General features: G+C 62.6%; 13 protein-coding genes and 2 pseudogenes. 8 read left to right on the top strand and 7 right to left on the bottom strand.

Annotated features, from left to right (window positions below; genetic code table 11):
- Positions 1–294: 294 nt before the first annotated feature.
- Positions 295–954, top strand: coding sequence for a hypothetical protein (locus tag PSJE_RS27605; protein WP_090456259.1), 660 nt, complete (start codon positions 295–297; stop codon positions 952–954).
- A 197-nt stretch (positions 955–1,151) separates the two neighbouring features.
- Here PSJE_RS27605 and PSJE_RS27600 read toward each other — a convergent pair.
- Positions 1,152–1,394, bottom strand: a pseudogene (locus PSJE_RS27600) (SDR family oxidoreductase); the annotation flags it as partial.
- A gap of 51 nt (positions 1,395–1,445) precedes the next feature.
- Here PSJE_RS27600 and PSJE_RS27595 point away from each other — a divergent pair.
- From PSJE_RS27595 to PSJE_RS27585, 3 genes and pseudogenes are all read left to right on the top strand, one after another.
- Positions 1,446–2,822 (top strand): NfeD family protein, encoded by a 1,377-nt coding sequence (locus tag PSJE_RS27595; protein WP_191622227.1) that lies wholly within the window; start codon positions 1,446–1,448, stop codon positions 2,820–2,822.
- A gap of 2 nt (positions 2,823–2,824) precedes the next feature.
- A pseudogene (locus tag PSJE_RS31825) lies at positions 2,825–3,014 on the top strand (slipin family protein); the annotation flags it as partial.
- A 564-nt stretch (positions 3,015–3,578) separates the two neighbouring features.
- The gene (locus PSJE_RS27585) at positions 3,579–3,830 is read left to right on the top strand and encodes a hypothetical protein (protein ID WP_090456258.1); all 252 of its coding nucleotides are present in this window, start codon (positions 3,579–3,581) and stop codon (positions 3,828–3,830) included.
- Positions 3,831–4,019: 189 nt separating this feature from the next.
- Here the strand turns inward: PSJE_RS27585 and phnE are convergent, their stop codons facing one another.
- The 6 genes from phnE to PSJE_RS27550 form a co-directional block, all read right to left on the bottom strand.
- On the bottom strand, positions 4,020–4,787 hold the full coding sequence (gene phnE / locus PSJE_RS27580) for a phosphonate ABC transporter, permease protein PhnE (protein ID WP_090456256.1): 768 nt from the start codon (positions 4,785–4,787) through the stop codon (positions 4,020–4,022).
- The gene (locus tag PSJE_RS27575) at positions 4,784–5,611 is read right to left on the bottom strand and encodes a PhnE/PtxC family ABC transporter permease (protein WP_090456254.1); all 828 of its coding nucleotides are present in this window, start codon (positions 5,609–5,611) and stop codon (positions 4,784–4,786) included. Before PSJE_RS27575 ends, phnE begins: the two co-directional genes overlap by 4 nt.
- Positions 5,605–6,402 carry a phosphonate ABC transporter ATP-binding protein gene (locus PSJE_RS27570; protein WP_090456252.1) on the bottom strand — a complete coding sequence of 266 codons (798 nt, stop codon included), beginning with the start codon at positions 6,400–6,402 and terminating at the stop codon, positions 5,605–5,607. Before PSJE_RS27570 ends, PSJE_RS27575 begins: the two co-directional genes overlap by 7 nt.
- Complete coding sequence (locus PSJE_RS27565; protein ID WP_090456250.1) at positions 6,399–7,250, bottom strand: putative selenate ABC transporter substrate-binding protein; 852 nt, start codon at positions 7,248–7,250, stop codon at positions 6,399–6,401. Before PSJE_RS27565 ends, PSJE_RS27570 begins: the two co-directional genes overlap by 4 nt.
- Positions 7,251–7,537: 287 nt before the next feature.
- Entirely contained in the window at positions 7,538–8,716 is a 1,179-nt protein-coding gene (locus PSJE_RS27555) for a trans-sulfuration enzyme family protein (protein ID WP_090456246.1), read from the bottom strand.
- Positions 8,713–10,089: a pyridoxal-phosphate dependent enzyme gene (locus tag PSJE_RS27550; protein ID WP_090456244.1), complete on the bottom strand. Its 1,377-nt coding sequence runs from the start codon at positions 10,087–10,089 to the stop codon at positions 8,713–8,715. Before PSJE_RS27550 ends, PSJE_RS27555 begins: the two co-directional genes overlap by 4 nt.
- 276 nt (positions 10,090–10,365) lie before the next feature.
- Between PSJE_RS27550 and PSJE_RS27545 the strand changes: the two genes are divergently transcribed.
- The 4 genes from PSJE_RS27545 to argE are packed head-to-tail and all read left to right on the top strand — an operon-like array spanning position 10,366 to position 13,984.
- Complete coding sequence (locus PSJE_RS27545) at positions 10,366–11,727, top strand: flavin-containing monooxygenase (protein WP_191622228.1); 1,362 nt, start codon at positions 10,366–10,368, stop codon at positions 11,725–11,727.
- Complete coding sequence (locus PSJE_RS27540; protein WP_003201555.1) at positions 11,727–12,137, top strand: RidA family protein; 411 nt, start codon at positions 11,727–11,729, stop codon at positions 12,135–12,137. The genes PSJE_RS27545 and PSJE_RS27540 overlap by 1 nt, the downstream gene beginning before the upstream one ends.
- Positions 12,138–12,147: 10 nt before the next feature.
- Positions 12,148–12,822 (top strand): DUF1028 domain-containing protein, encoded by a 675-nt coding sequence (locus PSJE_RS27535; protein WP_090456242.1) that lies wholly within the window; start codon positions 12,148–12,150, stop codon positions 12,820–12,822.
- Positions 12,815–13,984, top strand: coding sequence for an acetylornithine deacetylase (argE, locus tag PSJE_RS27530; RefSeq protein ID WP_090456240.1), 1,170 nt, complete (start codon positions 12,815–12,817; stop codon positions 13,982–13,984). Before PSJE_RS27535 ends, argE begins: the two co-directional genes overlap by 8 nt.
- Positions 13,985–13,987: the final 3 nt, after the last annotated feature.

Raw genomic sequence — 13,987 nt, 5'->3', positions numbered from 1 at the left:
TTGCTTTGAGAAATACGAAAACCCCTGATTTCGAAAGAGATCGGGGGTTTTTGCTTTCTGGCTCCCCGGGGCCGTGTCGAAAAAGTGTCGAAGCCCCTAGAGCGCCCCAAGTGGATTGAGCCTTACCGCATCCTGCATCCAACGCCGGCTCGCCAAACTGCGAGCCGCGCACTCAAGCAATACATGAGGACGGAAGGTTGAACCGCGGCTGTGTGTCGGTAACCGGCGTCGTCTAGGCTCAATTTCTCGGTCATATTCCATCTTGGAGGCCGTGTTCCCGCAGGAGGACTGCACATGCACATCACGACTTTCACTCTCACCTTACCGACTGCCCTGTTGGCAATAGCCTGCAGTTTCGCCAGTCAGGCCCAGCAAACGGACATGACCTTCTTTGTCACTAGCCTCGGCATGGGCAAGGGCGCCGATCTAGGTGGTCTGAGCGGCGCCGATAGGCACTGCCAGACGCTGGCCTCCGCCGTCGGGGCGGGCCAGCACACCTGGCGTGCTTACCTCAGCACCAGTGCCGTCGGCAGTGCGGGGGCGGTCAATGCCCGTGATCGCATCGGCCAGGGCCCTTGGCAAAACGCCAAGGGGGTCGTCATCGCCCGCGACGTCGCGCAACTGCACGGCGACAACCAACTGACCAAGGAAATGGCCCTGGACGAACACGGGGCGCTGGTTAAGGGGCGCGGCGACACGCCGAACATGCACGACATCCTCACCGGCTCGCAGGCGGACGGAACTGCGTTCGCCGGTAGCGATGACCATACCTGCAGCAACTGGACCAGCAGCGGCGAAGGGACGGCCCAGGTCGGTCATCATGACCGAATAGGACTGCGTGACGATGCGGCGGCACGCTCGTGGAACTCCTCGCACCCCTCGCGTGGCTGCAGCAGCGAAGCCCTGGCCGGCTCGGGCGGGGCGGGGCTGCTGTACTGCTTTGCCGCAGAATGACGGGCGATGCCGCTGCGGGGTCGCAAGTTGCAAGCGGGCCAGGCCGAGTAGAGTGGCCGGGGTCGCCGCATTCCTAGGCACGGCGGATCAGTGCAGAAAGTCTGTGAAACCTCAGGGTCAGTCTTGTCTTTTGCCATCGCTATTATGCAAAAGGCAAGACCTGACCCCGTATTGCTATCCTTGCACCAGACGGAGTATCCGCCATCGATGACGTATTCAGTACCAGTAATGGAGCTTGCAAGCGGCGAGACGAGGAATGTGATGAGATCGGCTACTTCCCTTGGTTTAGCGGGTCGTCCGATCGGGATGCATCCCAGTGAGCCCATTACGATTTGGCGGCCACCCTCATAATCGGTGCCGTTCTGCCTCGCAATCTCCTCTACAAAGGCGACTGATGCCTCCGTCTCCACTCATCCCGGTGAAACCCTGGCTGACTCAACTACGCTTTAAGTGAAAGTTGCAGGCTGCCGAACCGGCAACTGGGAGGGGCCGTGAACAGTCACTGGTGGTGCCGCCTGCTCTTGCTGATGATACTGGTCGGATTACCGACGGGTTCGGCGAAGGCTGCGGGCAGTGTCGTGGTCCTGACCGTCAACGATGCCATTGGTCCAGCCAATGCCGACTACGTGGTGCGCGGCCTGACGCGTGCGGTGACCGAGGGCGCACAGTTGGTGGTCATCAACCTCGACACTCCCGGTGGGCTGGACACTTCGATGCGCTTGATCATCAAGGCGATTCTGGCCAGCCCCCTGCCAGTGGCCAGTTTCGTCGCCCCCAGTGGCGCACGCGCGGCCAGCGCCGGCACCTATATCCTGTATGCCAGCCACATTGCCGCCATGACCCCGGGCACCAACCTGGGCGCCGCTTCGCCGGTGCAGATCGGCGGCCTGCCCGGAACCGCGCCCGAACCGCCGCGCCCACCTACCACCGACAAGAACTCCCCGCCCGAGCCGCTGGACACCCTGACTCGCAAACAGATCAACGATGCGGCGGCTTACATCCGTGGCCTTGCGCAATTGCGCGGACGCAATGCCGACTGGGCCGAACAAGCGGTACGCGAATCGGCCAGCCTGTCTGCCGACGAAGCACTCAGACTCAAGGTGGTCGATTATGTGGCCAATGACGTGGCGGAGCTGCTCAAGCAACTGGACGGCAAGAGCCTGAATGTCGCCGGTCAAACGCTGAAACTGAGCACCGCCGGGGCTACTCTCATCGACCATGCGCCTGATTGGCGCACGCAACTGCTGGCGGTGATCACCAACCCCAGTGTGGCCTTGCTGCTGATCATGATCGGGGTCTATGGCCTGATGTTCGAATTCATGAACCCGGGGTCGGGCGTCGGTGGGGTACTCGGTGGCATCTGTCTGTTGCTGGGGCTGTATGCCCTGCAACTGTTGCCGGTGAATTACGCCGGGGTCGGGCTCATTCTGCTGGGGCTGGCCTTTATGATCGCCGAGGCGTTTCTACCGAGTTTCGGTGTAATCGGCTTCGGTGGGGTGGTTGCCTTTGTAGTCGGCGCAGTGATTTTGATGGACACCGATGTGCCGGGCTTCGGCATTCCGTTGACGCTGATCATCGGCATGGCACTGACTAGTGCCCTGTTGCTGATGACGCTGGTCGGCATGGCGCTTAAGGCCCGACGCCGCGCCCTGGTCAGCGGCGATGCGGGTCTGGTCGGCAGCCTGGCCACGGTGACGGGGCTGCTGCCGGGCCTGCCGATGAGTGGCTGGGTGCAACTGCAGGGCGAAAAATGGCAAGTGCGGAGTAACTCGCCCCTGCGCCTGGGCCAACAGGTCCGGGTGGTGGCGCGCAAGGGCGTGCTGCTGGACGTCACTGTGCAGGATGAAACTCCACCGCTAGAAGATTAATCATGTTTGGCGAATTGGGTTTTGGCGCGCTGATAGCGCTGTTCCACGTGTTGGTGGTCTCGGCCTTCCGGATTCTGCGCGACTACGAGCGCGAGGTAGTGTGTACCAACTCGCCAATTCGGGTGCTTCTGGCAGGTCAAGGGGCCGGGATTGATTCTGCTGATTCCGATGGGGCAACAGATGGTTCGCGTGGCTGGCCGGGGGAGCGACAACTAGCCAGACATGGAGGGAAAGTGAAAAAAGTAAGTCCGTGCCCTATTGCTTGAGCGTCCGCAATGGGTCGGTTGCAGCCCCTAGCGACAGGCAGGAACAGGCCAAAATCACTGTTTGTTCAGCTCTAATCAAAAATCCGCCCTATTAATACGAAAACTGCTGCTAACAAGAACGAAACCGGCACAAGCAATATCGCCTGTACCGCATTCAAACGCCTACCCGTTCGCCGAGTGAACATCCTTGCCGCGCCAACGACCAATACGAAACTTAGAACGAGTGCCCATCCAAAATCACTCATGAAAATCACCTGCCCCTACTTCATTGGAGTCCAACACTAGCACCCTAGACAGTGCCCGGAAAACACTGATGATTCTCCTCTGTTTTTACGAATGTAAAGACCGACAGCTATGGGTCGTTCTCTGCCGGTCGCCGATCCTGATCCCTCTATGCAGTCTGTGCGCGTGGGCTACACTCAAAGGTGCACCGATTTAATCCTACTTGCGGGGGCGCTTGAGAAATACTCGCTAAAGCGGAGTAGCTACCATGCCTACTCTTTCGATTGATTCACACACCCGTCTGCTTATCGCCAAAGCCATCATCTCGACCACAGGTGAAGCCGAAGCTATTCGTATCGTCCCGCTGCCGGACGGCGGTCAACTATTGCTGATGTTCAACTGCGGGCATGTCGCCGTCGATCTCGTATCGGATCAGGACGATCTGTTCGACAACCACCGCCTCGTGTTCGACGTATCTGCACAGGTCATTGCCGACATGGAAAGCCATCGCGGCGAATAGGTCGGGTTGTTTTTTGCTGCGAAAACCATGGTCGACTTTTTTAACAGAATCAACCGATTTCTGCCTGTCGCCACCGTCAGCTTTGGGTCGTTTTCTGTCGGTCATAGCCATAAAACGCGGTAGTCAAATCCATACAACTGGTTGCTCAAATCGAATGCAATCAGGTGAGCAAATCCATGCAGTTCCCCATCACGCCTTGACCCAGCGCTGGCGACTCCAGCTGCTCAGCCCGTCGACGGCAAACACCAGCAGCAACATGGCCAGGATCACCGTGCTGGCCTGGGCCTCCTGGAACAGGCTGAGGCTGACATAAAGCATCTGCCCCAAACCACCGGCACCGACAAAGCCGAGCACGCTGGCCATGCGGATGTTGTTTTCCCAGCGATACAGGATGTACGCCAACAGCTGCGGAAACAGGTTGGGCAGGGTGCCGTAACAGAAGGCCCAGACGACGTTGCCGCCCTGCAGACGGATGGCTTCGGCGGGTTGCGGCGGGGTGTTCTCTAGTGCTTCGGCGAACAATCGGCCCAGCACCCCGGTGGTGTGCATCGCCAATGCCAGGGTCCCGGCGTTGGGGCCGAGTCCGGCTGCCAGCACCATCAGCGCGGCCCACACCAGTTCGGGAATGGCGCGCAGGGCGTTAAGCACGAGGCGCGACGCACTCTGCAGCGGCCAACCGAAACGACCGGCCGCCGGCAACGCCAGCACCAGGCCGAATACCGCCGCGAGCAGGGTGCCGAGGGCCGACATGGCCATGGTTTCCACGGCGCCGCGGCCGATGGCTTGCAGATGGCCGGCGCTCAGGTCCGGGCTGAGAAAACGCAGCACGTAGGCGCCCATCTGCTTCAGGTTACCGCTGCCCGTCAGTTCGCCGAGGTCGATGCCCAGGTAGCTGAACGAGGCCACGACCGCCGCGCAGATACAGAGGATCAGCAGCAGGTTGAAAAGGCGATTCATGCGAACCTCCAGCGCAACAGGCGGCTGATCTGATCGGCGAACAGCACCAGGACGAAAAAGGTCAGCAACATGCTCGCCACTTCACCGCCGGCGAACATGCGCAACGACAAGTCGATCTGCTGGCCCAGCCCGCCGGCGCCGACGAAGCCCATCACCACCGACGCGCGGATCGCACATTCCCAGCGATATACCGTGTACGACAGCAGCTCCGCCGCGACATTGGGCAGGATGCCGTAGCAGAACGCCGCCAACCGGCTGCTGCCGGCTTGCATCAGTGAGTGGGCTGGGCGCTGGTCGACCGACTCGAAAATTTCCGCGTAGACCTTGCCCAGCATGCCGCTGTAGGTGATGGCAATGGCCAGCACCCCGGCCGTCGGGCCAAGGCCGACGGCGCGCACGAACAGCAAGGCCCAGACGATTTCCGGCACGCTGCGAAGGAAGATCAGCAACCCGCGCACCGGCCAGCGCAACAACCGGCCCAAGGCGCTCGGGCGACCGCTGCGCGAAGCCGCCGACAACGAGAGCGCCCGGCTGGCCAGCAGGCTGGCGGGGATGGCCAATAGCAAGGCCAGGGCCATGCCGGCGGTGGCGATGGCCAGGGTTTGCAACGTGGCTTGCCACAGCAACTGGAGGAACTCTTCGCCATGGGCCGGTGGCCAGAAGGCCGAGACAAACCGGCCCATTTCACTTTGGCTGTCAGCCTGGAGCAGCACACCCAGGTCCAGTTCGCTGAAATGAATACCGGGCCACAACAGGGCAAGCGCCAACAAACTGAGCAACAGGCGGGGCAGGGTGGCCGGGTCTCGTGTATCGCGGGTCAGCATCGTGGAATCTGCAGGCTCAAGGACGCCACCGGCGCGGGCGGCGACAGCAGTTGCTCGTTGGCGTAGAGCTTGTCGAGCAAATCGTGGTCGACGTCGCTGGCGGGAAGATCGAACAGGATCTGCCCTTCACGCAATCCGATGATGCGCGAGAAGTGCGCCAGGGCCAGTTCCACCGCATGCAGGCTGGCGACCAGCGTCACCTGGTGTTCCCGGGCGTGGCGGCAGAGAACTGACAGGGTGTGCCCGGCCAGCACAGGGTCCATCGCCGACACCGGCTCATCGGCCAGCAGCACTTCGGGCGCCTGGTACAGCACCCGGGCAATGCCCACGCGCTGCAGTTGGCCGCCGGACAATTGCTGGCACTGGGCGAACAGCTTGTCACCCAGGTCCAGCTTGAGCAGTGCCGCCCGCGCGCCTGGAACATCCACCGGATGCAACAGGCTCAACAGGCTTTTGGCAAAACCCCATTGCCCCAGCTTTCCGGCCAGCACCGCCGTGACCACCCGTTGCCGGGGGGGCAGAGGTGGTGCCTGATGCACCAGGCCGATGCGCGCCCGCAACTGCTGACGCCGACGCGCGCCAAGCTGCCAGGCGTGTTCGCCGAGCACCTCGACCGCGCCGTTGTCCGGGCGCAGGGCGGTGGCCAGCACGTTGAGCAGGCTCGACTTGCCGGCACCGGACGGGCCGATGATTGCGACTTGCTCACCGGCGCCGATGTGCAGGTCGACCTCATGCAGCGCACGCACGCCGTTGCCGTGGGTGAGGCTGACCCGGTTCAGGTGCAAGGTCATTTCAGCAGGTCGGCAGCGCGCGCGGCTTCCTCGATGCCCTTGTAGTTCTCAGGCTTGGTCTCGATGAAGCGGCTGGCGGCTTGCAGGTCCAGAATCGCTTTTTGCTCCGGGTTGGCCGGGTCGAGCGCGAGGAAGGCCGCCTTGATTTTGCCAGCCAGGGCCGGGTCGAGGGTGCCGCGCACGGTCCAGTTGTAGTCGAAGTAGGCCGGCGTGGTGGCGAAGACCTTGACCTTGTCGGTGTCGACCTTGCCGGCCTTGACCAGTTTTTCCCAGACGCTGGCATTGAGTACGCCGGCGTCCACTTTGCCAGCCTGAACCCAGGCGACCGTGGCGTCGTGGGCGCCCGAGTAACCGACGCGACTGAAGTAGGTTTCCGGCTTGATGCCGTCCTGCAGCATGAAGTAGCGCGGCATCAAACTGCCCGACGTCGACGAGACCGAGCCGAAGGCGAACGACTTGCCCTTGAGGTCGGCCAGCGACTTGACGGCCGGGTCGGCGGTGATGAATTTGCTGGTGAACTGGGCGTCCTGCTCACGCTGTACCAATGGAATGGCATTGCCGGTTTTCAGTCGCGCCTGCACGAAGGTGAAGCCGCCCAGCCAGGCCATGTCGATACGGTCGGTGGCCAGCGCCTCGACCACCGCCGGGTAGTCGGACACCGGCACGAACTCGACCTTCATGCCCAGTTGCTTCTCCAGATACTCGCCCAGGGGCTTGAACTTGCGCAGCAATTCGGTGGGGGCTTCATCAGGAATGGCGCTGACCTTGAGGGTATCGGCGGCCTGTGCCAGCAGGGTGGAAAAGGATAGGGTCAGGCCGACGGCCAATGCCAGGGTACGTTTGAGCATGGAAGTTCTCCGGTTCAATAGCGGAAAAATGTCGATGCGCCCCGCACAAGCTGATTGCTGCACGACGCTTCGTGAGGGTAGACGAAAATGGCGCGATTATAGGGGCTCTTGCGTGCTTGACCAGCGTTGCAACAGGAGTGATGGCCTAAAAAAAACCTGTAGGAGCGAGCTCGCTCGCGATGGTCGTTAACGATGCCGCGTGTTTACTGACTGAACGCGGCGCTCTTGAGTCCATCGCGAGCGAGCTCGCTCCCACAGGTTTTGCAGTGTTCCAACATTCAGGTGATTTACATCCTTGCCAACGCCTGCGCCAGATCGGCCCGCAAGTCCTCGACATCCTCGACGCCCACCGACAACCGCACTAACCCATCGCCAATCCCCAGTTCCGCGCGGGTATCGGGCGGGATGGTGGCGTGGGTCATGATTGCCGGGTGTTCTATCAGGCTTTCCACGCCACCCAGGCTTTCGGCCAGGGCGAAGATCTGCACGCTTTCAAGGAAGCGTTTGGTACCGGCCAGGTCACTGTTGAGGTCGAGGGAGATCATCCCGCCGAAACCGCGCATTTGCCGTTGGGCCAGTTCGTGTTGCGGGTGCGACGGCAGGCCAGGGTAGTAGACCCGTGAGACTTGTGGCTGGCGCTCCAGCCACTGCGCCAACTCCAGTGCGTTGCTGCAATGTCGCTCCATGCGCAGCGCCAGGGTCTTCACGCCGCGCAGGGTGAGGAACGCATCGAACGGGCCGGCGATGGCGCCGACGGCGTTTTGCAGGAAACCCAGGCGCTCGGCCAGTTCGGCGTTCTGCCCGACCACGGCGATGCCGCCGATCACGTCGGAGTGACCGTTGAGGTATTTGGTGGTCGAGTGCAGCACGATGTCGAAGCCCAGTTCCAGCGGGCGCTGGATCCACGGGCTGGCGAAGGTGTTGTCGGCCACGCAGATGATGCCGCGGGCGCGGCAGGTGCGGGCGATGGCGGAGAGGTCGGTGAGGCGCAGCAGCGGATTGCTCGGGGTCTCGACCATGACCATGCGTGTGTCGTCTTGCAGGGACGCTTCGAACGCCGCCAGGTCGGTAAGGTCGACGAAGCTGAAGCGGTGCCCGGCGCTGCGCTGGCGCACCTTGTCGAACAGGCGGAAGGTGCCGCCGTACAGGTCGTTGCCCGAAACGATGTGCGAGCCGGCGTCGAGCAGTTCGAGCACCGTGGAAATGGTCGCCAGCCCCGAGGCGAAGGCAAAGCCCCGGGTGCCGCCTTCGAGGTCGGCCACGCAGCGTTCCAGCGCCCATCGCGTCGGGTTGTGCGAACGCCCGTAGTCCAGGCCTTTGTGCACCCCGGGGCTTTGCTGCAGGTAGGTGGAGTTGGCATAGATCGGCGGCATCAACGCCCCGGTCGAAGGGTCCGGCGCTTGCCCGGCGTGGATCACCCGGGTGGCGAAGCCCTGTGGCGGGGCGTTTTTATCCTGTTGACTCATGGCAGGGATCTCCGCAAATGGTTGAGCATGTCGGTTCGGGTAATCAGGCCGTGAAAGCCCGAGGCATCCTGGATGATCGCCACCAGTCCACGGCCCAGCTCGGCTTCCAGTTCAGCCAGCGTGGCATCGGGGGACAGGGTTTGCAGTTTGTCGGTCATGGCGCTGGAGACGGCCCTGCGAAAATGCGCAACGTCTTCATGCACGCCCAGCAGGATGTCGGACTCGTCGATCACGCCGACCAGTTGCTGCCCCTTCACCAGCACCGGCAGCTGCGAGACATCCGCCAGGCGCATGCGCTGGAAAGCCGTCAGTAGCGTGTCATCCGGGCCGACGCTGATCACTCGGCCATCCTCGAAGCGCCGCGCGATCAGGTCGCGCAGGTCGCCGTAGTGCTTGCGTTGCAGCAGGCCCTGATCGTTCATCCACTGGTCGTTGTAGACCTTCGACAGGTAACGCGTACCGGTGTCGCAGACGAAGCTGACGACCCGTTTCGGCTGGGTCTGTTCGCGGCAGTAACGCAACGCCGCCGCCAGCAAGGTGCCGGTCGACGAACCGCCGAGAATCCCTTCGGCGCGCAGCAGTTGGCGGGCGTGATCAAAGCTTTCTTCGTCGCTGATCGAATAGGCGTGGCGCACGCTGGACAGGTCGGCAATCGACGGGATGAAGTCTTCGCCAATGCCTTCCACCGCCCAGGAACCGGGGGTGGGGAGGGTGCCACCGCGGCTGTATTCGGCCATCACCGAACCGACCGGGTCGGCCAGGACCATTTCCAGGTCCGGCTGTACCCGTTTGAAGAAACGGGTCAGCCCGGTGAGGGTGCCGGCCGAACCGACACCGACGACGATGGCGTCCACATCATGCTGGGTTTGCGCCCAGATCTCCGGCGCGGTGCTGCATTCGTGGGCCAGTGGGTTGGCCGGGTTGTTGAACTGGTCGGCGAAGAACGCATCGGGAATTTCCGCTGCCAGCCGTGCGGCGACGTCCTGGTAATACTCGGGATGGCCCTTGCCGACGTCGGAGCGGGTGATGTGCACCTCGGCGCCCATGGCCTTGAGGTGCAAGACCTTCTCGGTGGACATCTTGTCCGGCACCACCAGCACCACCCGGTAACCCTTGGCGCGGCCGACCAGGGCCAGGCCGAGGCCGGTGTTGCCGGCGGTGGCTTCGACGATGGTGCCGCCGGGGCGCAGGCGGCCATCGCGTTCGGCGGTGTCGATCATCGCCAGACCGATGCGGTCCTTGATCGAGCCGCCGGGATTCTGGGATTCGAGTTTGAGAAACAGCGTACACGGGCCGGTATCGAATCGGCTGACGCGTACCAGAGGTGTATTGCCGATCAGTTCGAGCACGGCAGGGCGGGAGTTGTCAGTCATGTCGTCACTTCCTTGCGCTATTCGCACTGGGTGGACATCGACCGGCGCTGTGCCATCAGGCGTCAATCGCCGGCATTGCATCGCTAGGACCATAGGCCGGGATCAGGCCTCCCGCAACCTTGCACAGCCGACCGGTCGGCTCGACGCTTTTTCCTCGCCAGCAACCACAAAAAACATAATTTCGCTATTTCCCGGCTCCGAACAGAATGCGGCCAACACCCTGACACCGATAGCCGCAGCAGAAGAACAACAGTGATCAGAATCGAGGCGGCAGCCATGACCGACCTGAATCAAACCACCTTTCAGAAGTGCACAGCCATGACAGTTGATAAAACCGAAATTGATACGCTTGTTGTTGGCGCCGGCCAGGCCGGCGTGGCCATGAGTGAACACCTGAGCAAGCTCGGTGTGCCTCACCTCGTTGTGGAGCGCAATCGTATCGCCGAAGCCTGGCGCACCGGTCGCTGGGATTCGCTGGTAGCCAACGGCCCGGCCTGGCACGACCGCTTCCCGGGGCTGGAATTCGACGGTCTGGACCCGGATGCCTTCGCCGGGAAAGAGCAGGTGGCTCAGTACTTCGAAGCCTATGCCCGCAAGTTCAACGCGCCGATCCGTACCGGCGTGGACGTGAAGAAAGTCGAACGTAACATCGACCGTCCCGGTTTCACCGTTGAAACCTCTGATGGCGTGATCGAGGCCCGGCATGTGGTGGTCGCCACCGGTCCGTTCCAGCGTCCGGCCATTCCGCCGATTGCCCCACAAATCGCTGGCATCACTCAGATTCATTCCGCCCAATACTACAACCCGCAGCAACTGGCCGAAGGCGCGGTGCTGGTGGTGGGCGCAGGTTCTTCGGGCGTGCAGATCGCCGATGAACTGCAACGTTCCGGCAAGCAGGTCTACCTGTCGGTGGGCGCCCACGATCGTCCGCCGCGTGCCTATCGCAACCGTGATTTCTGCTGGTGGCTGGGGGTGCTTGGCGAGTGGGATGCCGAAGCCATGCAACCGGGCAAGGAACACGTGACCATCGCCGTGAGCGGTGCCCGTGGCGGCCATACCGTGGACTTCCGCCGGCTGGCTCACCAAGGCATGACCCTGGTTGGCCTGACCCAAGCGTTTAACGGCGCCATGGTGAGTTTCGAAAACAACCTCGCTGACAACATCCAGCGCGGCGATGAAAACTACTTGGCGTTGCTCGACAAGGCCGACGCCTACATCGAACGCAATGGCCTGGACCTGCCGTTGGAACCCGAAGCCCGGGCCATGCTGGCGGACCCGGATTGCGTGACCAATCCAATCCTGGAGCTGGATCTGCTCAAGGCCGGCGTCACCACGATTATCTGGGCCACTGGTTACTCCACCGATTACAGCTGGCTGAAGGTCGATGCCTTCAAGGAAAACGGCAAGCCGCAGCACCAGCGCGGTGTGTCGGCCGAGCCGGGGGTGTATTTCGTGGGGTTGCCTTGGCAGTCCCGTCGTGGCTCCGCGTTTATCTGGGGCGTTTGGCACGACGCCAAGCACATCGCCGACCACATCGTTAAACAGCACACCTATCTCAACTACCGGGATGCGACCCAGCGTCAAGCCGAAGCCGCCCGTGCACCTATTCACAAAGCCAGCCTCATGGGAGTTCGTTAATGCCTACTCATACCCGCATCCGCATGTTCAACACCAAAGACACCTACCCGAACCAGACGCTGGACAACGATTTGTGCCAGGCCGTGCGCGCCGGCAACACCGTGTATGTGCGTGGTCAGGTCGGCACCGATTTCAACGGCCAACTGGTGGGCCTCGGTGATCCGCGCGCCCAGGCCGAGCAGGCCATGCGCAACGTCAAGCAACTGCTGGAAGAGGCGGGCAGCGACCTGAGCCACATCGTCAAGACCACCACCTACCTGATCGACCCGCGCTATCGCGAGCCGGTGTACCAGGAGGTCGGCAAGTGGCTCAAGGGCGTGTTCCCGATTTCCACCGGCCTTGTGGTCAGCGCCCTCGGCCAGCCGCAGTGGCTGATGGAAATTGATGTGATCGCCGTCATCCCTGAATAAGGAATTCGCCATGACTTTTTCCATCGTGGGTCGCTGCGCCGAGACCGGCCAGCTGGGCATTGCCATCAGCTCTTCGAGCATTGCCGTCGGCGCGCGCTGCCCGTGGCTGCGGGCCGGTGTCGGCGCGGTGTCGAGCCAGAACATCACGCTGCCGGCCCTCGGCCCGCAGATCCTCGATGAACTGGCCAATGGCTCGGCGCCGCCCCAGGCGCTGGACCACTCATTGACCCGCAACGGCTACAGCCAGTATCGCCAGGTGGCGGTGGTGGATGCCCACGGGCGCACGGCGGTGTTCAGTGGCAATCATGCCTTGGGCATCAATAACGCTGTGGCCGGTGACCAATGCGTGGCGGCCGGCAACCTGCTGGCCAACAGTGGGGTGATCGAGGCGATGGTCGCGGCGTTCGAAAACAGCGAAGGCTGCCTCGCCACCCGGCTGATGAGCGCCTTGCAGGCCGGGCAGGACGCTGGCGGCGAAGCCGGCGCGGTGCACTCGGCGGCGTTGTCGGTGGTGGGTGACCTGACCTGGCCGATTGTCGACCTGCGGGTGGACTGGGCCGAGGAAAACCCGATTGGCGAGCTGGGCAAACTGTGGACGGCCTACGAGCCGCAATTGCAGGACTATCTGACCCGCGCCCTCAATCCGACCCTGGCCCCCGCGTATGGAGTGCCCGGCGATGAGTGAGTTGCGCAGCCGCGCCATGCTCGCGCGATTGATCGGGTTCGCCACGGTCAGCCGTGATTCGAACCTGGAGCTGATCGAGTTCGTGCGCGACTACCTGCACGAACTGGGCGTGGATTGCGAACTGATCTACAACGCCGAGCGGACCAAGGCCAATCTGTTGGCCACGGTCGGCCCGCGTGTGGCCGGCGGCATCGTGTTGTCCGGGCACACCGACGTGGTGCCGGTGGACGGCCAGGCCTGGACGGTCGAACCGTTCTGCCTGAGCGAGGCGGACGGCAAGCTTTACGGTCGCGGCAGCGCGGACATGAAAGGCTATCTGGCTTCTGTGCTGGCCGCTGTGCCGATGTTTCTCTCCAGCCCTTTAAAGCGCCCGGTGCATTTGGCGTTTTCCTATGACGAAGAGGTCGGTTGCCTCGGCGTGCGCGGCTTGCTGGAGGTGCTGCCCCAACGCATCCCGGCACCGGCGCTGTGTTTGATCGGCGAGCCGACCGAGCTCAAGCCGGTGCTCGGCCACAAGGGCAAACTGGCGATGCGGTGTCACGTGCGCGGCGCCGCCTGTCATTCGGCTTACGCGCCATATGGGGTCAATGCCATCGAGCAGGCCTCACGCCTGATCGGTCGGCTGGGTGACATCGGCGCCACACTGGCTCGCCCGCAATTGCACGACAAGCGCTTCGACCCTGCGTTCTCGACCGTGCAGGTCGGAGTGATCCAGGGCGGTACGGCGCTGAACATCGTTCCAGCGGACTGCCGTTTCGATTTCGAGATCCGCGCCTTGCCGGACTTCGCCCCGCAAGTGGTCGTCGATGAGTTGCAGGACTACGCCGAGCAGACGTTGCTGCCGGCCATGCAGGCCGTGGACACCGATACCGGTATCCGCTTTGAAAAAATCTCGGCCTATCCCGGCCTGGCGACACCCGCCGACAGTGCAGCGGCCCGGCTGATTGCCCAGCTGTGCGGCAGTGACGAGTTCAGCACCGTGGCCTTTGGCACCGAAGGCGGGCTGTTCGATCAGGCCGGGATTCCATCGGTGGTCTGCGGTCCCGGCAGCATGGACCAGGGGCACAAGCCCGATGAATTTGTCAGCGTTGATCAGATGGTGGCCTGTGACCGCTTGATGGATCGCCTGGCGGCTTACTTGAGTGAATCCGAACACCCATAACAA

It is taken from the genome of Pseudomonas jessenii (genome assembly GCF_002236115.1).
Lineage (GTDB): Bacteria > Pseudomonadota > Gammaproteobacteria > Pseudomonadales > Pseudomonadaceae > Aquipseudomonas > Aquipseudomonas jessenii.
The sequence above is the reverse complement of the archived record's forward strand: the minus strand, read 5'-3'. Positions and strand labels throughout refer to the sequence as shown.